Source organism: Paenibacillus sp. J31R98 (assembly GCF_056269245.1).
In genome coordinates, this window is sequence record NZ_JBWDNO010000008.1 from 39,007 (window position 1) to 62,171 (window position 23,165).

General features: G+C 51.3%; 15 protein-coding genes. 13 read left to right on the forward strand and 2 right to left on the reverse strand.

Features of this window, described 5'->3' with window-relative positions:
- Window positions 1–5: 5 nt before the first annotated feature.
- The 13 genes from AC0YNX_RS24340 to AC0YNX_RS24400 all read left to right on the forward strand — a co-directional run bounded on the left by AC0YNX_RS24340 (window position 6) and on the right by AC0YNX_RS24400 (window position 16,965).
- Complete coding sequence (locus tag AC0YNX_RS24340; protein ID WP_475818290.1) at window positions 6–1,445, forward strand: glycosyltransferase; 1,440 nt, start codon at window positions 6–8, stop codon at window positions 1,443–1,445.
- A 91-nt stretch (window positions 1,446–1,536) separates the two neighbouring features.
- Window positions 1,537–2,034: a DinB family protein gene (locus AC0YNX_RS24345; RefSeq protein ID WP_475818291.1), complete on the forward strand. Its 498-nt coding sequence runs from the start codon at window positions 1,537–1,539 to the stop codon at window positions 2,032–2,034.
- Between the two features lie 188 nt (window positions 2,035–2,222).
- Window positions 2,223–3,218: a glycoside hydrolase family 43 protein gene (locus AC0YNX_RS24350; RefSeq protein ID WP_475818292.1), complete on the forward strand. Its 996-nt coding sequence runs from the start codon at window positions 2,223–2,225 to the stop codon at window positions 3,216–3,218.
- Between the two features lie 258 nt (window positions 3,219–3,476).
- Window positions 3,477–5,213 (forward strand): type 2 periplasmic-binding domain-containing protein, encoded by a 1,737-nt coding sequence (locus tag AC0YNX_RS24355; RefSeq protein ID WP_475818293.1) that lies wholly within the window; start codon window positions 3,477–3,479, stop codon window positions 5,211–5,213.
- A gap of 128 nt (window positions 5,214–5,341) precedes the next feature.
- On the forward strand, window positions 5,342–6,259 hold the full coding sequence (locus AC0YNX_RS24360; protein ID WP_475818294.1) for an ABC transporter permease: 918 nt from the start codon (window positions 5,342–5,344) through the stop codon (window positions 6,257–6,259).
- A gap of 13 nt (window positions 6,260–6,272) precedes the next feature.
- Window positions 6,273–7,169: a carbohydrate ABC transporter permease gene (locus AC0YNX_RS24365; RefSeq protein WP_475818295.1), complete on the forward strand. Its 897-nt coding sequence runs from the start codon at window positions 6,273–6,275 to the stop codon at window positions 7,167–7,169.
- Between the two features lie 142 nt (window positions 7,170–7,311).
- On the forward strand, window positions 7,312–8,889 hold the full coding sequence (locus tag AC0YNX_RS24370) for a response regulator (RefSeq protein ID WP_475818296.1): 1,578 nt from the start codon (window positions 7,312–7,314) through the stop codon (window positions 8,887–8,889).
- A 28-nt stretch (window positions 8,890–8,917) separates the two neighbouring features.
- The gene (locus AC0YNX_RS24375; protein ID WP_475818297.1) at window positions 8,918–10,642 is read left to right on the forward strand and encodes a sensor histidine kinase; all 1,725 of its coding nucleotides are present in this window, start codon (window positions 8,918–8,920) and stop codon (window positions 10,640–10,642) included.
- Between the two features lie 103 nt (window positions 10,643–10,745).
- Window positions 10,746–11,867: a family 8 glycosyl hydrolase gene (locus AC0YNX_RS24380; RefSeq protein ID WP_475818298.1), complete on the forward strand. Its 1,122-nt coding sequence runs from the start codon at window positions 10,746–10,748 to the stop codon at window positions 11,865–11,867.
- Between the two features lie 94 nt (window positions 11,868–11,961).
- Window positions 11,962–14,043: an alpha-glucuronidase family glycosyl hydrolase gene (locus AC0YNX_RS24385; protein ID WP_475818524.1), complete on the forward strand. Its 2,082-nt coding sequence runs from the start codon at window positions 11,962–11,964 to the stop codon at window positions 14,041–14,043.
- Window positions 14,044–14,072: 29 nt separating this feature from the next.
- Window positions 14,073–15,146: a mannonate dehydratase gene (gene uxuA / locus AC0YNX_RS24390; RefSeq protein ID WP_475818299.1), complete on the forward strand. Its 1,074-nt coding sequence runs from the start codon at window positions 14,073–14,075 to the stop codon at window positions 15,144–15,146.
- A gap of 71 nt (window positions 15,147–15,217) precedes the next feature.
- On the forward strand, window positions 15,218–16,087 hold the full coding sequence (locus AC0YNX_RS24395; RefSeq protein ID WP_475818525.1) for an SDR family oxidoreductase: 870 nt from the start codon (window positions 15,218–15,220) through the stop codon (window positions 16,085–16,087).
- 83 nt (window positions 16,088–16,170) lie between these two features.
- The gene (locus AC0YNX_RS24400) at window positions 16,171–16,965 is read left to right on the forward strand and encodes a Nif3-like dinuclear metal center hexameric protein (protein ID WP_475818300.1); all 795 of its coding nucleotides are present in this window, start codon (window positions 16,171–16,173) and stop codon (window positions 16,963–16,965) included.
- 202 nt (window positions 16,966–17,167) lie between these two features.
- Here AC0YNX_RS24400 and AC0YNX_RS24405 read toward each other — a convergent pair whose 3' ends face one another.
- Together AC0YNX_RS24405 and AC0YNX_RS24410 are read right to left on the reverse strand one after the other, a co-directional pair.
- Window positions 17,168–22,078, reverse strand: coding sequence for an endo-1,4-beta-xylanase (locus AC0YNX_RS24405; RefSeq protein WP_475818301.1), 4,911 nt, complete (start codon window positions 22,076–22,078; stop codon window positions 17,168–17,170).
- 104 nt (window positions 22,079–22,182) lie between these two features.
- Complete coding sequence (locus tag AC0YNX_RS24410; protein ID WP_475818526.1) at window positions 22,183–23,076, reverse strand: LysR family transcriptional regulator; 894 nt, start codon at window positions 23,074–23,076, stop codon at window positions 22,183–22,185.
- Window positions 23,077–23,165 lie beyond the last annotated feature (89 nt).

Consider the following 23,165-nt stretch of genomic DNA (forward strand, 5'->3'; position numbering starts at 1 on the left):
AGCCCTTGAATCAGGCAATGGGAATGAAACAGTCTGCTTCGAACGCGATTCGTGAAGCGCTGACGGCTCGTCAGTTCAAGCTGGCAGAGAAGCTTGTGCTGGATAATCTGCACAACCAGCCTCACTATGCGCAGAATTGGGTGTTTCTCGGTGAAGCGCTGCTACACCAAGGCTACGTGCAAGAAGCGGGACGAGCATTCGAAAGAGGCAGTCTGCTTGACCCGCAGGCAATGTGGATAAGAGAAGTGGAGGAGGCGCTGGCAGGCAAACCGCCAGGGGAATCGCGTGCGGATTTAGAGCACTTGTGGCAGTTAAATCCAGGTGTAACCGTAGCAGCGGCAATAATGACGCGTAATGAATCGCGTTGTATCGTCCGCTGCGTGAATAGCTTGCAGGACGCCGTTGACGAAATCCTCATCATTGACTCGGATTCTACGGACGGCACGATTGAGCTTGTCAAACATTTGCACAAGGTGAAGATTATTCGAAGCGTTGCGCTAAATGATGATTTTGCATGGAAACGAAATCAGGCTCTGCCGCATATCAAGAGCGATTGGGTGCTTTGGGTGGATGCGGATGAATGGTTGTTTCAAGAAGATCGTGAAGCTGTTCGAATAGCAGCATCGATGTTTCATAATCGGTTTCAGCACACCGTTCTTAATGTATGCCAAGTCAATCAAGTGCAAGGCAAACTAACGGCTGATTATGCGAATCCGCGCATGTTCCCACTTAATCGCGGGCTGCATTATTATGGGCGAGTTCACGAGCAGGTTGTGATTGAAGGCGAAGATATGTACGACGACCGCATGATGCGGCGCCCGGTTCGAATACGTCTTCATCATGACGGCTACGAACCGGCTATCATGAACAAGCAGAATAAGCTCGAACGCAACTTAAGACTGCTGAAGCTAATGGTGGAACAAGAGCCGGACAATCCGGGCTGGTATCTGTATTACGGGAGAGAGACGCTGGCGACAGGGGATCTCGAGAAGGCAAAGGACTTGTTCATGGAAGCGGAGCGGCTTGCACCGAGTAAACCGAATTTTGGCAGGCTGCTGGACATCCTAATGTACTTGAACCAAATCTATATGAGTTCAAAGGATTATGAGCAGGCACAGCGTGTATGCTTGCGTGCGTTACAGGTGCAGCCGAACTTTCCTGATGCGAAGTATCATCTGGCAAGAGCTCAGATGAAACAAGCCGGTGTTCTGCTGCAGCAAGCTCAGCGCAGCCTTAAAGAATCGAAAGAGGCCTTCGGTACCTATCGGGGAACCGTAACAGCGGATGCATCTATTGCGGATTGGAAGGCGGATCTTGCACTGGCGGATCTTGCAGCAATAGCGGGTAAACGAGCAGAGGCGAGAGGCCAATATGAACGGATTCTGGGTCGTCATCCCGAGCTGAATATGGTGCGCAAGAAGCTAAATAGGATGAACGATGAATAAAAGACGAACTCAACTGACATGCTGTTGTCAGCAGACCTTCTGTATAGTAAGCATATGAAAGTTAGCAATACAAGTAATGGAGGCGAACAGCATGTTTACAAGCGTGGAAGATTTTATTAATGACTATAGCAAAGAATCGCAAGGGACGCAGAAGCTTCTTGATTCCCTGACAGATGAATCATTGAAACAGCAGGTCGGACCGGGCGGCCGCACTCTCGGTTTCTTGGCTTGGCATTTGATTCATGATGACAAAGGCATGCTTCAACAGATCGGCATCAAGTTCAAAGCACCGGCCGCGCATTCGGAGCCGCCGCAATCGGCAGCAGTCATTGCGCAGACGTACAAAGAGACAACAGCATCGTTGCTTGAAGCTGCCTCGCAATGGTCCGATGACAAGCTGCAAGAGATCAACACTCTATTCGGCCAAACCTGGAAGAACGGATATACGCTGATCCAATTCTTGAAGCACGAGGTTCATCACCGCGGTCAGGTGACCATTCTTATGCGTCAAGCTGGCTTGCCTGTCGCAGGCGTGTACGGTCCGTCCAAGGAAGAATGGGAACGTATGGGCATGACAGCGCCGGTGTGACCTCCGAACCTCCGATATACTTTCAATGAAGAAGCTGCGAAACGCACCGCACAGGCGGGCGTTCGCGGCTTTTCTTTAATTTTCGAAGAAAGAGCCATACTTTCTTTACTGTACCTCGTAGCATTCCTTTCTATAATAGGATGTAAGCGATTTCTAGAATCTACGTAACAAGAAGGAGCGCTAAACTTATGGATACAAAGACAAGCAACAAAGCGCAGCAGAACGAACCTATTGTAACGCATATCTATACCGCGGATCCTTCTGCTCATGTATTTGAAGGCAAGCTCTATATTTATCCTTCTCATGATATTGACCATGATGGGCCAACGAATGATAACGGCGATCAATATGCGATGGAAGATTACCATGTCCTGTCGATGGACAGCGCGGATGCGCCTGTCGTTGATCATGGCGAAGCGCTTCATATTAAAGACGTGCCATGGGCTTCCCAGCAGATGTGGGCGCCGGATGCAGCTTTCAAGAACGATACGTACTACTTATACTTCCCGGCAAGAGACAAGGACGGCATCTTCCGGATCGGCGTAGCGACAAGTGCGTCCCCAAGCGGACCGTTCAAGGCGGAAAAGAACTACATGGAAGGCAGCTTCAGCATTGACCCAGCCGTATTCGTCGATGAGGATGGCCAGTCGTACATGTACTTCGGCGGCCTATGGGGCGGACAGTTGGAGAAATGGCAGACAGGCGCCTACAAGCCAGAGGCGGTAGGACCTGCTGCGGATGAGCCGGCGCTTGGACCACAAGTTGCTCAGCTGAGCGATGATATGCTCTCCTTCAAGACGGCGACGAAGGAAATTCAGATTGTTGATGTGAACGGCGCACCGATTACAGCTGGAGATGAAGACCGCCGCTATTTCGAAGGTCCGTGGATGCATAAGCACGAAGGCAAATATTACCTCTCGTATTCGACGGGCACAACTCATAAACTGGTCTATGCAGTAGGCGATCATCCGGAAGGGCCGTTCGTGTTCAAAGGCACGATCTTAACACCGGTGCTCGGCTGGACGACCCATCATTCCATCGTCAAGTTTCAAGAGAAGTGGTACTTGTTCTACCATGATGCGTCGCTCTCCGGCGGCGTTGATCATAAGCGCAGCGTCAAATTTACCGAGCTTCATTACAACGAGGACGGAACCATTCAATTGATTGAGCCTTATAAGAAGTAAGCGGAAGAAAGCGGCCTGCGGGCTGCTTTTTTTTCTTTGGCAATAGCCGTACACTTGTCATCTGCAGTTTTTGGGGAAGCTATAGAAGAAGGTTTACTGGAAAATGGGCCAAGCCTTGCTTGATTTGCTGGGTGAGCACCATGAACGTATATGCTTTTTAAAGCTTATGCTATAGTTTATTGGGTCAACAAAATCCCTACAAATTATATAATGAAAGTGCTTACAAAACATACGGTGATTGAAAGGGGTTTGAACGCATTGGCTAAAAAGATAATGGTTGCTTCTATGGCGCTTGCAGTGGCTTTGACTGCATCTGCATGTGGGAATAGCAACAACAATGGCGGAGAAGAATCAACGAAGAACAACAATGCATCGAAAACAACAAACAACACGGCAGCTTCCACCGATAACGCGGCGGCAACAAATGAAAGCGCTTCGGCGGTTAAAGAGAAAGTAACATTCAGCTTATTCAACGGTGTAGCTAATGCGCCGGACGGCAACACGAACGACACTACAATCGGTAAGTCGCTTGAGGATCAAACCGGTGTCAACTTCAAAATCGAACACTTGGTAGGCGACCTGAAAACGAAATTCGGTACGATGATCGCATCCAATAAATATCCGGATGTCATCGACCCAGACGCAGGCATTGACCAATTGCTTGATGCTGGCGCGTTTATCGACATTTCCTCTTATATTGAGAAGTATCCTAACATTAAGAAGGTATATGGTCCTTATCTGAACCGAATGAAGGCTAAAGACGGCAAGATTTACTTCTTACCATTCTCCACGCAAGTTGGCGAATACACAGCAGATCCGAACATCAACCAAGGTGCTTTCTGGGTTCAACGCCGTGTGCTGAAGGAAGCTGGCTATCCGAAGGTCCGTACAATGGACGAGTACTTCAAGCTGGTTGAAGACTTCGTTAACAAGCATAAAGACGAGGACCTGATCGGCTACGCGTCGCTGACGAATGACTGGAGATTCTTTGCAACCTCCAACCAACCGATGCACCTTGCTGGCTACCCGAACGACGGTAACGTCGAGATTGACATGAACACGCACGAAGCGAAGACTTATTACAACAATGAGGATACGAAGCGTTGGCTGCAAGCGTTGAACCAGCTGAATGCCAAAGGCTTGTTCGACAAAGCTTCTTTCGTAGACAACTATGACCAGTACATCGCGAAGCTCAGCTCCAAGAAAGTCGTTGGCTTCTTCGACTACGGCTGGCAAATCGCAAATGCAAACAATGTATTGAAGGACGCTGCGAAGAAAGATCCGGCACAAGACGATTATGTGTACTACCCGCTGCCGGTCACATTCGACGGTCAGCCGGACCAATTGCTTGACCCGCCAGGATTTGTTAACAACCGTGGTATCGGCATCACTGTAAGTGCGAAGGATCCTGAGCGCATCATGCAATACTGGGATACGCTTCTTTCCGAAGATAACCAGATTCTTAGAAGCTGGGGCATCAAAGGCGAAACGTATGAAGTGGATGACAAAGGACGCTTCTACCGCACGCCTGAACAAATCGCGAAGATTGATGAGCCATTCAACCTAAAATTCGGATTTAAATACTATGCATGGGATTGGCCGCAATACGGCACGAACTCTACGCTGTCTAACGGCAATGCGCTCGCGCCAGGCCTGCAGCCGGAAGTGTTCCAACTGAGCTTGACGGACAAAGATAAAGAAATTCTAGGCAAGTATGGCGTTCAAACCTATGCGGCGCAATTCGCTACTCCGCAAGATCGTCCTTGGTACCCGGCTTGGGGTATTCCGAAAGAACAAGGATCGCCGCAACAAATCTGGGAAACGCAGAAGGACGAAGTGACGAAGAAGTACTATCCGAAGCTCGTTCTTGCGAAGCCAGCCGACTTTGACGGCGTATGGCAAGAGTATCTCGGTGCATTCGGCAAGCTCGATACAGCCGGCTACGAGAAGTGGTACACAGAGCAAATCAAAGCCATTCTTGATGCAAGCAAGTAAGTAAAGTAATCATCGATTAGAATCAGAAGGCTAAGCGAAGGGCCGACATAAGCGTGCAGCTACTAGCGCATACGTCAGGCCCTTCGCTTATTTCTACCTTGGCCGAAATGGAAGGGGAAGTATAGCGTATGGAAAAGAGTTTCTTCAAAAAGCTCATACAGCAACGGATGCTCGTCCTGATGTCCGTTCCATTCGTCATTTGGTTGTTTATTTTTAAATATTTGCCGCTCTGGGGCTGGACGATAGCATTTCAGAAATACAAGCCTGCTCTAAGCTTCTCCCAGCAGGATTGGATCGGGTTCGAGCATTTCAAATTTTTGTTTCAGGATGAACGGTTCCTTCGCGTATTGCGCAATACGCTTGCGATGAGCGGCATTAATCTCGTGCTTGGCTTTGTAACCGCAATTACGCTCGCTTTGCTTCTTAATGAGATCCGGATGGTCGCGTTCAAACGTATCGTGCAGACGGTCAGCTATTTGCCTCACTTTATTTCATGGGTTGTCGCTGCGGGCATCGTTCAAACGACACTCGCGCCGGATGGCGTCATTAACGAATTATTGAAGGCGACAGGCATTATCGAGAAAGGCCAGGAAATTCTGTTCCTTGGCATCCCGCACTACTTCTGGGGTATCTTCGGTGCAAGCTCCGTATGGAAAGAAGTCGGCTGGAATACGATCGTTTATTTGGCCGCAATGACGGCAATTGATCCTTCCCAATATGAAGCGGCTGAGATGGATGGCGCAGGCCGTTTCAGAAAGATGTGGAACGTCACGCTGCCGGGTATTCGGCCGGTTATCGTCGTTCTGCTCATTATGAATATCGGATATTTGCTGGAATCGGGATTCGAGCCGCAGTACCTCCTCGGCAACGGGATGAATATCGACTTCTCCGAGAACCTTGATATATTCGTACTCAAGTATGGTATTGAACAAAGCAACTTCTCATTGTCCATTGCAGCGGGGATGTTTAAAACCGTCGTTAGCCTTATTCTTCTGACCGCGGCGAATACAATCGCCAAGAAAACAGGAGAAGCCAGACTGTATTAAGGAGGGTAGCCAGATGATCAAGAACTCATCTTTGGGAGATAAACTGTTTAATGGTTTCAACTACGTTTTTTTGGCCTTGCTCATGGTGGTCACCTTGTATCCGTTCCTGAATACGCTGGCTTATTCGCTCAACACCGGGCTTGACTCGCTTAAGGGCGGCATTCACGTGTGGCCTAGGCAGTTTTCGATCGAGAACTATAAGTTTGTATTCAAGGAAGCGACGATCTTCCACGCAACGATGATTTCCGTGTTTCGGACAGTTATCGGTACAGTCGTAACGGTGTTCTGCTCCGCGATGGTAGCCTATACGTTAAGCCGTCAGGATTATGTGCTGCGCAAGTTCATTACGGTTGCTTTTATCTTGACCATGTATTTCAACGGCGGATTAATTCCAACCTTCCTCCTGATGCGTGATTTGGGTCTCGTAGGCAGCTTTTGGGTTTATATTTGGCCAGGCATCATCGGCGTATTCAACCTCATTATCATCCGTTCCTTCATCGAAGGGCTTCCAGAGAGCATTATGGAATCCGGGCGAATTGACGGCGCTGGCGATTTCCGCACGTTCTTCAACATTGTGCTGCCGCTCTGTCTTCCGGTGCTCGCAACGGTTGCGCTGTTCACCGCGGTCTATCAGTGGAACTCGTGGTTCGATGTCTTCTTGTATAACTCGTCTGATATCAATTTGAGCACGCTGCAATATGAATTGATGAAGATTTTGCAGAATTCCAACGTGTCATCGGCAACGATGGAGAGCGGATTCGCGAATTCGGGCGGGACATCTTCGATGGTAACGCCGTTATCGATTCGGGCGACGATGACAATTGTGGCATCCGTGCCGATGATTATCATCTATCCGTTCCTTCAGAAGTATTTCGTGAAGGGAATGACGGTTGGCGGCGTGAAAGGTTAATCATACGAATGAGGCGCATGCTGCTACTGGCATGTGCCTGCTCGCGTTTTTACGGCAAGTGAATAAATCTCTTGGAACGTGCTATACTTTTCAACAGTGCTGTCACATCTTGAAAGCGATTGCAACGTAAGGAGGCGTTCTGATGCGCAGAGCTATTCTTGTTGACGATGAAGTATTTGCCCGCAAAGGGCTTGTTAAGCTTATCCCTTGGGAAAGATACGGCTTCGAGATTATCGCTGAAGCTGAAGATGGGGAAGAAGCGCTCGCGCTTATCGAACAGCATAAGCCTGACCTTGTCATAACGGATATTCGCATGCCTGTGCTTGATGGGCTTGGATTAATCCAGACCGTTCAGGAACGACTCGGTAAAGCGGTCAAATTCATTATTATAAGCGGATACGGTGATTTCAAATATGCACAGCAGGCTGTACGCTTCGGTGTCCATGATTACTTGCTGAAGCCGATTGACGAGGATGAACTGATAGAGACGCTGCAGCGGATCTCGGCGATGCTCGATAGCATGCCGAGTTGGTCGCAGGAAGGCAATCCGATGCTGCAAGCTTCGTTATTTGAGCAGCTGATCTCCGGCAAGGCAGACGAGAAGACGATGTCCGAAGCGGCCCAATATCTCGCATTGCCAGACCATAAACCGATGCGCTATATCGCGCTCGAATTGAATGATATTACGGTGGATGCAACAGATGAGGAAAGAACCAGCCAGATTGAGATGGCGAGAGAAGCGGTAATCGACCTCTTGAAGCGCAGGCTTGAGGTAACGCCTGTTGTTTACGTGCGAAGTCAGACGGAGCTCGGCATTATTATACTTCCAGATGCCAACCCCGCTTGGGTTGTACGGCTTGGGGAAGAACTAATTCGTGCTGCGAAAGGCCAGATCATTGAAGGCACAGTGCCTCTTGTCTATGTCGGGGCGACAGCTGCAAGCTTGCGCGAGGTCAAACAATCCTACCAGAGCGCGATGGAACTTGTGCGGCTCAAGTATGCATATGCAAACCAAAGCGTGATCGTATTTGACGACTTATGCGGGATGAAGCTGCAGTTCAAGGAGCTTGCGCCATCGTTCTATTCCGAGCTGATGGAGCGTCTCGAAGAACATGACATCGGCGGCGTGAACGCGCTGGTGGACGCGATGTTCCGCGCGTTTCAGGAGCAGCGCTTCGCGCTCGAGTCGATGACTTCATCGCTTGCAAGAGGCGTGCATGAAGCGACCCGGATCGTCCAGACGATGGAGGGCGACGAGAGCAAGCTTGCTGCTTTGCAGCCCATCTTGCAGTGGCATAACGAGCCGCGAACGCTGCAAGGCGTGAAGCAACTGCTGATTCAGTTCTTGTCGGAGTGCATGACTTCGATTGCAGCGCTTCGCAGCACGACAATGAGAGGCGATATCGGCAAGATTCGAAGCTACATCGAGACGAACTATACGAGCAATATTAGCTTGAAGAGCATTGCGAAGCTCTTCTATATGAATCCGGTCTATCTCGGTCAATTGTTCAAGAAAACATATGGCGTCTACTTTAACGATTTCCTGCTGCAAATTCGAATTCAGGAAGCAAGGCGCCAACTGCGCCAGACGGATAAGAAGATCTATGAGATTGCAGCCAGCGTCGGCTTCGGCAATCCGGATTATTTTGTCAGCCAGTTCGAGAAGGTGGAAGGGAAGACGCCGACTGAATATAAGAACGCCATGATGGCCAAGAAGTGAGCAGAATGTACCCGGGGGATCTGCCTTTATGAAGTTTAACGCTTTTCACAATATTAGGCTCCGCAGCAAAATGCTGATCATCTATTTCTTGTCCGTATTCATCCCGGTCATTCTGACCAACGTGATCTTCTATAACATTACGACGAACAACGTCAAAAATCAGAAAATGCGAGATTTATCGCTGGCGATGGAGCAGATGCGCAATGAGCTGATGTATCAGGCAGATGCTGTCATCGGGATCGCAACGGTACTATACACCGACTCCATTCTGAATAATTATCTCGATACGAGGTACGTCAATGATTCGGATTACGTCTACAACTATCACTCCTACATTACGGATATGCTGGAGAAGTATACCCCTGTTTACCGAGCCATTCAGCGAATCACCTTGTATACGAATAACGATACGATCATCTACGGCGGTTATGTTTATCCGATCTCTGGCATTAACACACAAGCAAGCTGGTACAAGCAGCTGATGACGTCGGGGACTTCTAATCCAATCATTGTCGAGGATACAGAGGCCGTCTCGAAGCCTTCGCTTAGTGTCGTTGTCAGAATGAGCAATACGACCGGCCAGAATGTTTTTGACAAAATCATTAAGATTGATCTGCACCCCGAGCTCGTTAAACAGATCCTGAGCAATGTGACGCTGGAAGGCAACGTGTACTTAATGGAGGGAGATCAGGTTCATTACAAGCTCTACTCCGGGGATAAAAGCATGAGCGAAGAGTCAGAGGATGGTGCGATTGAAATCATAGAAGACTTGTCTAGCAAGGCCTACTTCAGCAACTGGCGAATCGTCGGCAAATTCCAGGAACGCCAAGTGCTCGAAGAGGTTCGCAAGTCGAAGGAATTCGTGCTCTATATGGCGCTGCCGAACATTCTGATCCCGTCGCTGATCATTATCTGGTTCACACGGTCGCTTAACCAGCGATTATTCCGCATTCTGAAACAGATGAAGCGGGTTAAGAATCATAGCTTCGAGCTGATTAAGAACGATGAGACGAACGATGAGATTGGTCAACTGACTTCGGAATTCAACCATATGACGTTGCAGCTCAGAAGCCTGATTCATGACGTATACATGGCGGATATCCAGAAGAAGGAGCTGGAGCTTGGGCGCAAGCAATCCCAGCTTCATGCGCTTCAAAGTCAGATCAATCCGCATTTTCTGTTCAACTCGCTTGAGACGATTCGGATGCGCAGCTTAATGAAGTCGGAAGAAGAAACGGCGAAGATCATCCACCATCTGGCGAAAATATTCCGTAAGTCACTCTCATGGGGGCGAGATCTGGTTAGCGTCCGAGATGAGCTTGATCTGGTCGATAGCTTTCTAAAAATCCAGAAATACCGCTTTGGCGACAAGCTGGATTATCTCATCGAGGTAGATGATGACTGCGTTTCGAGACTTATACCGAAGATGACGCTGCAGCCTTTGGTCGAGAACTCCAGCATTCACGGCATCGAACCGATGAAGCAGCCCGGTTTCATTCGCGTAAGCGTGCGCAAGTCGAGCAATGGCGAGGGTATCGTCTGCACGATTGCCGATAATGGAGTCGGCATGACGGAGGAGAAGCTGAGCCAGCTTAAGTACGATATGAATCACGCAGAGGAACTCGGCGAGAGCATTGGTATGCGCAATGTATTCATGCGACTGAAGCTGTTCTATGGAGATGAAGCGAAATTCTCGATAGAGAGCGTCAAGGATCAAGGGACAACCATTCGTATCGAGATTCAGTCTCTATAGTTTCCTAAGTGCGATGTATAGTTTAGTGGGTGAATAAAGCTTCGCCCGCTTTGTATACTGAATGAGTCTATTAAAAGCGCTTACAAGGAGGCAGGATGGGCGTATGAACGCGTACTATCGCAATCTTCTGCTCGACTACGGATATGACGAAGCAGCAATCGACCGCAAAGTCGAAGAGACGTGGGAGCTGCTCTTCGGGGAGCATGAAGAGACACGCATCTATTACCCGGCCGGAGACGATATGGGCTATATGCTGGACACGGGCAATCTCGATGTTCGTACGGAAGGCATGTCCTACGGCATGATGATGGCAGTTCAGCTGGATAAGAAGGATGTATTCGACCGGCTGTGGCGCTGGAGCTACCAGTATATGTACATGACGTCAGGTGCGAATAAAGGGTATTTCGCTTGGTCCTGCAACACGGATGGGACGAAGCGTTCGAATGGTCCTGCGCCGGATGGCGAGGAATATTTTGCGCTAGCGCTGCTGTTTGCTTCGCATCGTTGGGGGGACGGAGAAGCGCCGCTTGATTACAGTGTGAAAGCGCGTCAGCTGCTGCATGATTGCATCCACAATGGCGAAGATGGCGTAGGGTATCCGATGTGGAACCCGGACAATAAGCTGATTAAGTTCGTTCCGAACTGCGAATACAGCGACCCTTCGTATCATTTGCCGCATTTCTATGAGCTGTTCGCTCTGTGGGCAAATGAGACGGATCGTCCGTTCTGGCGGGAAGCGGCGATTGCTAGCCGCAATTATTTGAAGATCGCCTGCCATCCGTTGACGGGGCTATCCCCGGAGTATGCGCATTATGATGGCACGCCGAATGATGAACGCGGCTACGGGCATTTCTTCAGCGATTCATACCGGGTTGCGGCTAATATTGGCCTGGAGGCGTCATGGTTCGGCGCGAGCGATTGGATGCGCCAGGAAGCGGATCTCATTCAAGCGTTCTTCGCGGACAAGAACCCTGCTGACTACCGGCGGTATACGATTGCGGGCGAGCCCTTCGAGGAGAAGTCGCTTCATCCGGTTGGTCTTATTGCGACGAATGCCACAGCATCGCTGGCAACGCCGGAAGGGCCGCACGCACGCTGCTCTGTGGAGTTATTCTGGAGCACGCCCGTACGTGACGGAGAGCGCCGGTACTATGACAATTGTCTTTATTTATTCGCATTATTGGCTCTTAGCGGGCGCTATCGGATCTGGCAGCCGATGCAATAAGCGCTTGTATGTGTGCGGCGAGGGTCTCCTATTAGCGGAGACTCTTTTCATTTCGGCAGAATTTGCCTGAGATCAGAGAGGGGAGCGGTAGATGATGAATCGGACGACTTTAATAGAAAGTGGCTACGATTGCTGGTTAGGTTATGAGCTCATTGGGGATGAGATGCGACGTGAGGATTATGAGCGGGTCTGCTCTTGTTATGCGGTCATCGGCGAATCGCCACTCCTTCGCACGGCGAGCAAGGAGCTGGCAATTGCGTTATCTGCGATGCTTGGCAATGTCGAGCGGGGCAATTCAAGCGAGAGGCAAGACGGCAGGCAAGGAGGTACTGTCATTGCCGGTGTGTACGGCAGTTCCCCTGTATTTGAGCCATTAGCGAACATTTATGATTTCGCCGGGCTGGGCGATGAAGGTTATATCATTCACTCACGGGATGAAGAAGGTTGTATCTATTTGACGGCGACGTCGGATAAAGGCGTGCTGTATGCGGTCTTCCATTTCATTCGCTTGCTTCAAACCGGTCAGCGGCTGGATAGCTTGCGAATTCAGGAAATACCGCGGAACGGGCTGCGTATGATTAACCATTGGGACAACATGGACGGATCGGTCGAACGCGGCTATGCGGGTGGGAGTATCTTTTATAAGGACGGCAGATTCATCGAAGATAAGAGCCGCATTCGGGATTATGCCCGGTTGCTTGCTTCTGCTGCGATCAATGCGATCTCGATCAATAACGTCAACGTGCACAGGGAGGAGTCGAAGCTCATTACCGATGAGTTTCTGCCTGACGTGGCTATTGTTGCAGGGATCTTCCGAGAGTATGGGATTCGACTGTATTTGAGCGTGAACTATGCGAGTACGATTGAAATCGGCGGCTTGGATACAGCGGATCCGCTTGATGCCGGCGTTGCTGCATGGTGGGGGCGGGCAGCCGCGGACATTTATCGGTACATCCCCGACTTCGGCGGATTCGTCGTGAAGGCGGATTCGGAGTTCCGACCGGGTCCATTCACATATGGCCGTAATCACGCGGATGGCGCTAATATGCTGGCTGATGCGATTGCACCATTCGGTGGAGAAATCATCTGGCGGTGCTTCGTCTATAATTGCTTGCAGGATTGGCGCGATCGGAAGACGGACCGTGCCCGCGCGGCGTATGACCATTTCATGCCGCTCGATGGTCAGTTCCGGGATAATGTATTGCTGCAGATCAAGAACGGACCGATGGACTTTCAAGTTCGGGAGCCTGTCTCGCCGCTGTTCGGCGGACTGACGAAGACGAATCACCTGCTTGAATTGCAAATTGCGCAGGAGTACACAGGGCAGCAACGGCATCTCTGCTATCTCGTTCCGCAGTGGAAGGAAGTATATGACTTCGATACGCATACCCATGGAGCCGGGTCAACCGTTGCAGAGATTGCAAGCGGACGATTGTTCGGCCTTGCGCGTGGCGGCATTGCGGCTGTCTCGAACATTGGCGATGACCTGAACTGGTGCGGCCATGTGCTGGCACAGGCGAATTGGTACGGATATGCACGGCTGGCGTGGAACCCGGATTTGAGCGCGGAGCAGATCGCTTCGGAGTGGATCCGGATGACTTTTGGGCTGGATGAGTCGCTTGAACGTATCATACTGGATATGCTGCTTAGCTCATATGACATCTATGAGTCGTACACTGCTCCGCTTGGCGTAGGCTGGATGGTGAATCCGAACCATCACTATGGACCGAATGTCGATGGGTATGAGTATTCCAAATGGGGGACCTACCATTACGCTGATCGAGATGGGATGGGCGTTGATCGCACGGTTCGTACAGGCACAGGGTATGCGGGTCAATATCATGAGACGGTTGCGGAACGTTATGAATCGCTTGCCGACTGTCCGGATGAACTGCTGCTGTTCTTCCATCACGTGCCGTACTTGCATGTGCTGCATAGCGGGAAGACGGTCATTCAGCATATTTACGATACGCACTTTGAAGGCGAGGAGCAAGCAGCTATGCTGCTCGCGAAGTGGGACTTGCTCGCTTCGAAGGTGGATAGCGGGCGATTCGAGCAGGTACGCGAACGTTTGGCGCATCAGGCGGAGCACGCGTGCGAGTGGCGCGATATGATTAATACGTATTTTTATCGCAAATCAGGCATTGCGGATGAGCAGGGCCGCGTGATCTACTAACCCTCTGGGTAGAAAGGCAGTGAACGGATATGCGTATGGTGTTCCGCTGGTATGGAACGGGGAATGATACGGTAACTTTACGGCAGATCAAGCAAATTCCAGGCTTGGAAGGCATCGTCTGGGCGCTGCATGACGTACCGGCTGGCGAAGAATGGCCGATGGATAAAATCATGGCGTATAAGGAAGAAGCTGACCAATACGGGCTCCATCTTGAGGTTGTCGAGAGCGTAAACGTGCACGAGGACATTAAGCTCGGCTTGCCTTCGCGTGATGTCTACATTGAGAACTATAAGCGGACGATTGCGAAGCTGGCGACGGTCGGGGTTAAGACGATCTGCTATAATTTCATGCCGGTGTTCGACTGGGTGCGCACCGATCTGTTCAAGGAGATGGCGGACGGCTCGACGGCGCTGTTCTATGAGAAGGCAAAGGTTGATCAGATGAATCCGGCTGAGCTTGTGAACCGGATTGCGAATGATGTGAGTGTGACGATGCCGGGCTGGGAGCCGGAGCGGTTGAAGCAGCTGGCGCCGCTGTTCGAGAAGTACAAGTCCGTCTCGGAGGAGGATCTGTGGGGGAATCTGCAATATTTTCTCGAGCAGATCATTCCCGTTGCGGAGCAGCATGACATTAAGATGGCGATTCATCCGGATGATCCGCCGTGGCCGATCTTTGGGCTGCCGCGCATCATGACGGGGCAGGCGAGCATACGCAGGTTGCTCGCGTTGGTGGATAGTCCGTATAACGGCGTAACGCTGTGCAGCGGTTCGCTCGGTGCTAATCCGGACAACGATATCGTCGCGATGGTGCATGAATTTAAAGGGCGCATCCCATTCGCGCATATTCGTAATGTTCGCGTTTACGACAATGGCGATTTCATCGAGACGTCTCATCGCACGGAGGATGGCACGGTCAATATCGCGGGCATCGTGCGTGCCTACTACGAGAGTGGCTTTACCGGTTATGCGCGTCCGGATCATGGACGGCATATTTGGGATGAGCAGTGCCGACCGGGCTACGGGCTGTATGACCGGGCGCTCGGCATTATGTATCTGTGGGGCGTCTGGGATTCAATGCGTGCAGGGGAAAGGAGCGGGGCATGACGGGGATGGAAGGTCCGAGAGACGAGGAAGTGCGAGGCGTGGCAAAGGCAGGGATTCCGAGTGGCGAGGAGATGCAAGGAGTAGCCAGGGCAGGGATTCCGGTTCATGACAATTTGCGTGGCAAAGTCGCCGTTGTGACCGGAGGGAGCGGCGTGCTCTGCTCCGCCATGGCTGTCGAGCTCGGCCGCCAAGGGATGAAGGTAGCGATTCTGAACCGCACGGAGGAGAAGGGCCGCGTAGTTGCGGAAGCTATTCGCGCTGCGGGCGGCACGGCGATTGCGATTGTTTGCGATGTCTTGGATGCTACGAGTGTGGAAGCTGCGGCTGTAAGGGTGAAGGAGGAGCTCGGCGATTGCCAACTGTTGATCAATGGCGCTGGCGGCAATCATCCTGAGGGGTCAACGACGAATGAGACGTTCAAGCTGGAGGATCTCGGACAGCCGGACATTCGGACGTTCTTCGACTTGACGCAGGCCGGCTTCGGCTACGTGTTTGATCTGAACTTCCGCGGTACCTTGCTGCCGACGCAGGTGTTCGCGAAGCAAATGCTGGGCAAGGAAGGCGCATCGGTAATTAATATTTCTTCGATGAGCGCGCCGAGCCCAATGACGAAGGTGCCTGCTTACAGCGCGGCGAAAGCGGCGATCGATAACTTCACGCAGTGGCTCGCGGTGCATATGGCGGAAGCGGGCATTCGCGTGAATGCGATCGCGCCGGGTTTCTTCTTGACCGAGCAGAACCGGAAGCTGCTCATCCGTGAGGACGGCGCCTTAACCGAGCGCTCGAACAAAATCATCACGCATACGCCGATGCGCCGCTTCGGCAAGCCGGATGACCTGCTCGGCACGCTCGTATGGCTGGCGGACGATGCGGTGTCTGGGTTTGTCACCGGCATAACGGTGCCGGTCGACGGCGGGTTTATGGCGTATGCAGGTGTGTAAGATGGATAGCGGCGGTTGCAAAGATGGACATGCGGGATTTCTTGTCGAAGCGGCTTGGATAGTGGGGCGGCGATGATGATACGATGACGGATTTTTTGCGGATTCGAGATGTGATTCATGCCTTGGGAGGGCCAGTAGGCGGTGATCACTTGCGCTTTGGAGAGCCTGAAGAGAGCGTGACCGGCATTGCTGTAACATTCACGGCATCTCAGCAAGTGCTGGAGCAAGCTCATCGTTTGGGCTTGAACCTGATTATTTCACATGAAGGGATATTCTATAGCCATCATCATCAGCCGCATGCGAAGCTGATTGAGGTCAAGGACCCTGTTTACGAGGCTAAGCTGCGAATGATTGCCGAGCATCGACTAGCGGTCTACTGCTACCACGACGGTCTACATCGGCTGAAGGTTGACGGCATTATGGAGGGACTCTTGGCGGAGCTCGGCTGGGACGACTTTGTACTGGAGCACGAGCGTGCAGCTTCTGTTATCGAGCTTCCTGCTTGTTCAGTAGGCGAGCTGGCAGAAGAATTGAAGCGCAAGCTCGGCATCGGACTCGTGCGTGCTGCTGGCGACTTGACGATGACTTGCAGGCGAATCGGCGTGCTGGTCGGTTATCGCGGTGGCGGGGATGTGGCGATTCCGCTATTCGAGCGGCATCAGCTCGATGCTCTCGTGTACGGCGAGGGGCAAGAGTGGGAGACGCCGGAGTACGTTCGGGATGCGTGCTACGGGGGCAAGTCGAAGGCGCTACTGGTGCTCGGCCATCTCGAGAGCGAACAGCCGGGCATGAAGCTGTTAGCCGAACGGCTCGGCATTCAGTTCCCGAATTTGCCGGTACATTACATGCCAGTGGATTCGCTGTTTACTGTATTGTAGGGGACCGTTTCGCAAGTCACAGGGTGTGGCTTGCGAGACGGTTTTTTTGTTGGGTTCACCGCCGCAGCAGAGCAAACTAACCAACATTCTGAAGCTGAGAGAACACATACGTGCTCTCACCGCCACGCAGCAAACAACCAACAACCAACACAACAAAAAGAACCAACACCACAAGGTTGGTTCTTTCTGTTTCCTCTACAATCTACAGCTTCCACATGCGGTAAAGCATAACCGCCGCTTCAGCGCGAGTGAGCGAATCGTTCGGCGAGAGCTTGCCGCTATTGCCGAGTACGATTCCGGTCTTCACCAAAGCCGCTGCGCTGTCTTTGGCATAAGCAGAGATGCTGGATGAGTCAGAGTAAGCGCTGACGCTTCCTCCCGCCGCAACCTGCTTGCCTGCTGCAGCCAGTGCGCGTGCTGCCAGCACCATCATATCTTGCCTGGTAATCGAGCTTCCCGGCTTGAACGTATGGTCACCAAAGCCTGTAGCAATCCCGAGTTCCTTCGCAATGCTCAACTCGTTATAGTAATAGGCGCTCGGCGACACATCCTTGAAGGCTGCTGCCCCATTGCCCGCTGCCGTACCTTTCAATTCAAGCACCCTTACAAGCAGTGCGATGAAGTCTGCTCGCTTAATGGAAGCCGCAGGAGAGAAGCTGTCCGCAGACGTTCCTTTGATCACATCGCGCGCTGCCATCGCTTCAATCGCTTGCTTCGCCCAAGGCACGCTAGCTATGTCCCCAAAGCTTTTCAGATTGGAGGCTATCGCATAAGTGCTGAAATGCGTCGTTTGGAACACGACCGTTCCAGTTGCGGCATCATAACGACCATTCGGGACCGAAGTTACGCTGCCATCGCCGGCAATGTACCAGACAACGATCGAGTCCGGATTGCTAAGCTCTGCCGCTGTCGGTTTGTAAGGAATAGCAACAGTTACTGGTGCGAGCGGGTTGTTCCAAGCAATCACTTGGTCACCTGCAAGCACCTCAAGGTTCACAATAGGATGCTCCCCAATTTGCGCTGCAACCTCTGGGATTAAGCGATCCGTCTGAGCTTTCGAAATACGAATTGCAACGGAATCGGTACTGCCTAGATTCGTGCCTGCAAGCATCGTACTCGGCAGCAAAATATCGCCAAGCTCGCTTTTCACCTTAATCTCATAGGTTCCGGCTGCACTTAAGATTTGAGCTGGAAGCTGGACGCTATAGGAATTAGCGCCGCTCTGCGCACCGACAACGATAACCGCTAGCTTCTCGCCATTCGTATCAGCAGGTGCTTGCCCTAATGCCTCCTCAAGCAAGTCTCTTGTCACAATTGCTGTAACATGACCGTCACTCCACTTAACAGTAGGCGTGATTGTGCCGCCTTCTACCTTCGGCTGATCCACCATTTCTGAAGGACCGCCGCCACCGCCGCCTGTTTGGTGGTCCACAGCAGGTGCATCCATTAGACGGACTACACCGAAGCGGGATGTGTTCTGCCACGAGCTTCCTGTAGGGTCGTTCCACATCGAGACGCTGCTTCTAGCGCCGTTTCCGTCTTGGTCATTATTGACTTGCAAGTCGAAGCCGAGCAGGTTGTCTTTCGTTGTAAAAGAAGAATCGACGTCAATTGCGGCTTCCACCACATAGCCTCCGGATACACGGCGTGTTGCCGAATGGAGATTGGATAGGTTTGTCGATCCGCCACCGCTTTGCTCGTTATCGAAATTCACGCGATATTGACCGTCATCCGGCTCGTAGGAAGAGCTCTTGCCATTGTTTGCATCGACGAAAATCTCAACCGAATCTTCCTCGTATGCATTCGCGCTTGCTTTGCTCAGCAGATTATCCGTCACAACCGCATAGACGTACAGATGGCCGCCATCCCACATCGTCTTTGCCTTAGCAGTTGCACCTGAAGTCCCCGTTACCCACACGTTTGTAGAGATTTCATTGGCTTTTGACCATATGGAATCAGCTTTACCATCAATGACCGGCGTGCCTTGAATAGCATCGGTTGTCTTCGAAGAGTTAATGAATTGGAAAACGCCAAACTTGGATGTGTTCGATGCCTGGTTGAAAGTTGTATCATTCCAAGCAATCGTATGCGGGCTGTCATTGCCGCCATCTGTCGCGGTCAAATCGAAGCCGATCTGCTGATCAACAGCAGCACCAACCAGCGGCACAGCAGCCTCAATTACATAACCGCCGCTGCGTTCGACCACGGAGTAAGTAACGCCTTCGACATCGCTATGATTCCGTGTCAATGTATAGTGCACGTCATCACCTTCGTAGGTAGCCGTTTTGCCATTATTGCCGTCCACGTAGAGGTCAATCTGATCCGAAGTATCAGAGGTAGGGTCTATTACATCGACGTAAACATAGAGATGATTCGCATCCCATAACGGTTTAACTTGAACACGAAGCGGATTGCCTCCCGTTGCCGGAATGGAGATCGGGCTGACAGTGCTCCAAGCTAATTCGGTAGTACCGTCGATCACAGGCGTACCTTGAGCTACGCTCTGGTGATTCGTCATGACTTTCAATTGCGATGGATCAACAATGCCCCAGTATGCTTGCTTCGCTTGCATTCTAGCATCGAATGGAAGAGGAAAGTCCTTTGTATGACCATTTTGGCCGTCCAACCATGTGTGATCATCGGCGATCCCCCAGATTGTTACGCCAGTCAAACTATCCTTCGACGCTTTGAATGCATCGAAGACCTCTGCATAGCGGTGTCCAAGCTGAATATCCACATCTTCAGGAAGCGAAGCGTAATTGCCTGCGCCTGTATAAACGCTGATGTCCAGCTCAGTAACCTGGTTCTCCACACCGAGATCCGCGAACATGTCGAATGTCTGCTTAATCTCATCAGCAGTCGGTCGCTCGATGTTAATGTGCATTTGATGACCGACCGCATCGACCGGCACTCCGCGCTCCTTCATGCCTTTGACAAGATCGTAAAGGAACTTCCGCTTCGCGGTATCCGTCGTGCTGTAATCATTAATAACGAGCTTTGTGCCAGCCGGCGCATACTCGTGAGCGAATTCAAAAGCCTTATCGATGTATGTTGGTCCGAGAATCTCGTACCATTTGCTGCGGCGGAAACCGTCTGGCTGTGCAGGGTCAATAACCTCGTTCACCACATCGTAAGTTTGGATATCCGTGCCAAAATGTTCGACGACACCTTTAATGTGGTTCTCCAAACGTTGCAGCAAAACTTGCTGATCTGCCGGGCTGTTCGTCAAGTCGCCGCCTTCCGCATTTTTGAACACCCATGCAGGTGTCTGCTGATGCCAGAGCAGCGTATGACCGCGCATCTTCATGCCATTATCAACGGCAAACTGACGAATCGCATCACTGCCAGTGAAGTTGAACTGTCCTTCCGTCGGTTCAATCGCATCCCATTTCATCGCATTCTCTGCAACGAGGCTGTTGTAATGCTTCTTTAGCAGCTCCGCGGTTGCGCCTGTCAGCTGCTCGGAAGATACCGCTGCGCCAATTGTGAAGTCGCCTGCATATACGTCCTTCATAGAAGGAATGTCAGTCTGAACAGGAAGCGGCAGGGAAGAGTTATCAACGGGGCCGATATACGACAATTGGAAATCATCCATATAGAACGATCTCGTGCCACCGTTGTCTGTCGCTGTCTCTACATAGGCATTCAAGACTGTTGGCGTATGCGTCATCGTGAATGTACCGGAAAGCTTAACCCATGCACTGTCAGTAACGGAGGTGTTAGCCGAAACATTGGCGTACATACTGTCGCCATGCTGCAAGCTAAGACGCAGAGTGGTTGCTGCTTGGCCTGGAGCCATCTTCACCCATACGGACAAGTCATATTGATAATTGCGGTGCATTTTGCCAAGGACATTAAGAAGAGGGCCGGCATACTGGCCTTCAGTTGTCGCAAGCAAGCTCTGCGCGCCACTCGAAGTGTGATTGTCTGCGGTAGATGCGCTTACAGAGTCGCCTGCATTGCGAGGAACCCAGCCTTGTACGCCATCCTCGAAATCGGAGCTCACACCGGATTGATCCAGATCACCCGGATCTTCGCCGCCGGAACCGGAGCCGGGCGTGACATCCTTGATTTGCACTTCATCCAGATATAAATCAGCTGTAGAGGTCGAAGTGCTATCGGATTCGAACCAGACCCGGAGCTCGGTCGTATTGCTAGGCACTTGGTAGCCTTTCAGCTCGAATGTGGTCCAAGCGCTATCTGCAACGGACTTGTTGCCGATCAGCCATGGATAGCTGTCCGTTCCGCCGGATTTCACTTTCGAAGCGAGATGAAGAGTATCGGAACCCTGGCCAAGTCGAACCTTGAACGAAAGATCGTAAGTATGATCAGATGCGAGAAGTCCAGTTAGGTCACGGCTCAAGCTGCTGTTTCGTGATGCCCGGTTCGTGAACTTCAACGACTTGCTGCCTTCAGAAGCATTGTCTGTAGAAACGGCAACGTCACCGGCATCTCCCCAGGACAATTTCTCCCAGCCGCCTACCGCATTATCATCAGCTTCGAAGCTTTGGTTCAGAACGACCGTCGATGGTGCATGAACCGGAGGAGTTACATCCTTGATCAGGACCTCGTCCAAGTAAACATCCGCTGTTGAAGTGGACGTACTGTCGGATTCGATCCATACCCGGAATTCAGTTGTACTGCTGGGCACTTGATAGCCTTTAAGTTCAAAGGTCGTCCAATCCGTGTCATTGACCGTTTTGTTGCCAATCAGCCACGGGTAGTCCGTCGTACCGGCTGAGACAACCTTGGAAGCGAGATGGAACGTATCGCTTCCAAGACCAGATCGAACCTTGAACGAAATATCGTACTTATGATCTGATTGCAACAAGCCGAGCATATCGTGGCTCAGGCTGCTATTGCGCGTTGCACGGTTCGAGAATTTCAGGGACTTGTTGCCATCAGAAGCAAAGTCCGATGTAACAACGGCAACGTCCCCGTTACCGCCCCAAGACAGCTTATCCCAGCCGCCGAGCTCTCCATCCTCGAAGCTCTGTTGAAGCACAATTGCCGGGTCTACAGCCGCTTCGGCTCGAAGTGCGAACCAGCCTTGCGGAACGAGCAACGCGATGGCCATTAGAAGCGAAATCACTCTTCTGATGCTTGCTTGCATGTGTGCAATTCCCCCTATCGGTAGTTTATTAAAGCGCTTACATTAACAACTACATTATAAATGCCGCCTAATTTAGGCGGCACCGGAGGAAGTATAGTACGTTCCTAACTAATTAAACTATTCCCAATCATATCTATAAACTTGACCGCAGCGCTCGACAGCGGCATGCTGCGCATCGTCATAATGCCGACCTGTGAAGGCGGCAATTGCACGTCGAGCTTAATCTCGAAGAGCGATCCGTCCTCCAGCTCTTTGGACACGAACTCGCGCGTTACATAGGAGATGCCGAGGCCTTTGCGCGCCAATTCGATGAGCAGATCGACGCTGCCCACTTCAATCTCTGGCTTTATCGTATGACCGTAGCTCTGGAACAGCTCCGTTATGGCCATCCGTGCCCGGCTGTTGCGCGAGAAGAGAATGACGGGATATTGCTGCAGCTTCTCAAGCGACAGCGATACATCCTTGAGCTCGGCGTACTTCTGCCCTGCAACGAAGCAGTCTTGCAGCTGCAAGCTTTCCCGCACTTCCAGCTGCGGATCGGTAATCGGCATCCGAACAACGCCAAGATCAATACGTCCTTCTTTCAGAAAAGAAATCACCTCAGGCGTCGTCCCGTGGTTCAGGTGAAGCTTAACGCCAGGGTACTTCCGATGATAATCCTCCAAATAGGGGAGGATATAATGTTTGAACAAAGAGTCGCTGCCGCCGATTCGCAGCTCGCCGCTGTCGAGATTTTTGAGTGCGGCCATTTTCTCTTCTGCGAGTGAGATGAGAATTTGCGACTGCTCGATATACGAATACAGAACAGCGCCTTCCTGCGTCAGCGCGACACCTTTGGGGTTACGGTAAAATAGCGTGATGCCGAAGTTGTCCTCCAGCTGCTTAATCGCGTGGCTGACACTTGGCTGGGTAATGTACAGCGCTTTGGCTGCCTGCGTGAGACTGCCTGTCTTCGCTGCCCAGTAAAATACTTTGTAAAGCTCGTAGTTTATGTTCATAGACATGGTCTATAGCTCCTGTGAAATATATTAATTACATGTATATGTGCTAATCGTATTATAGTGTAATTAAAGAAGAGAAGCTAGCG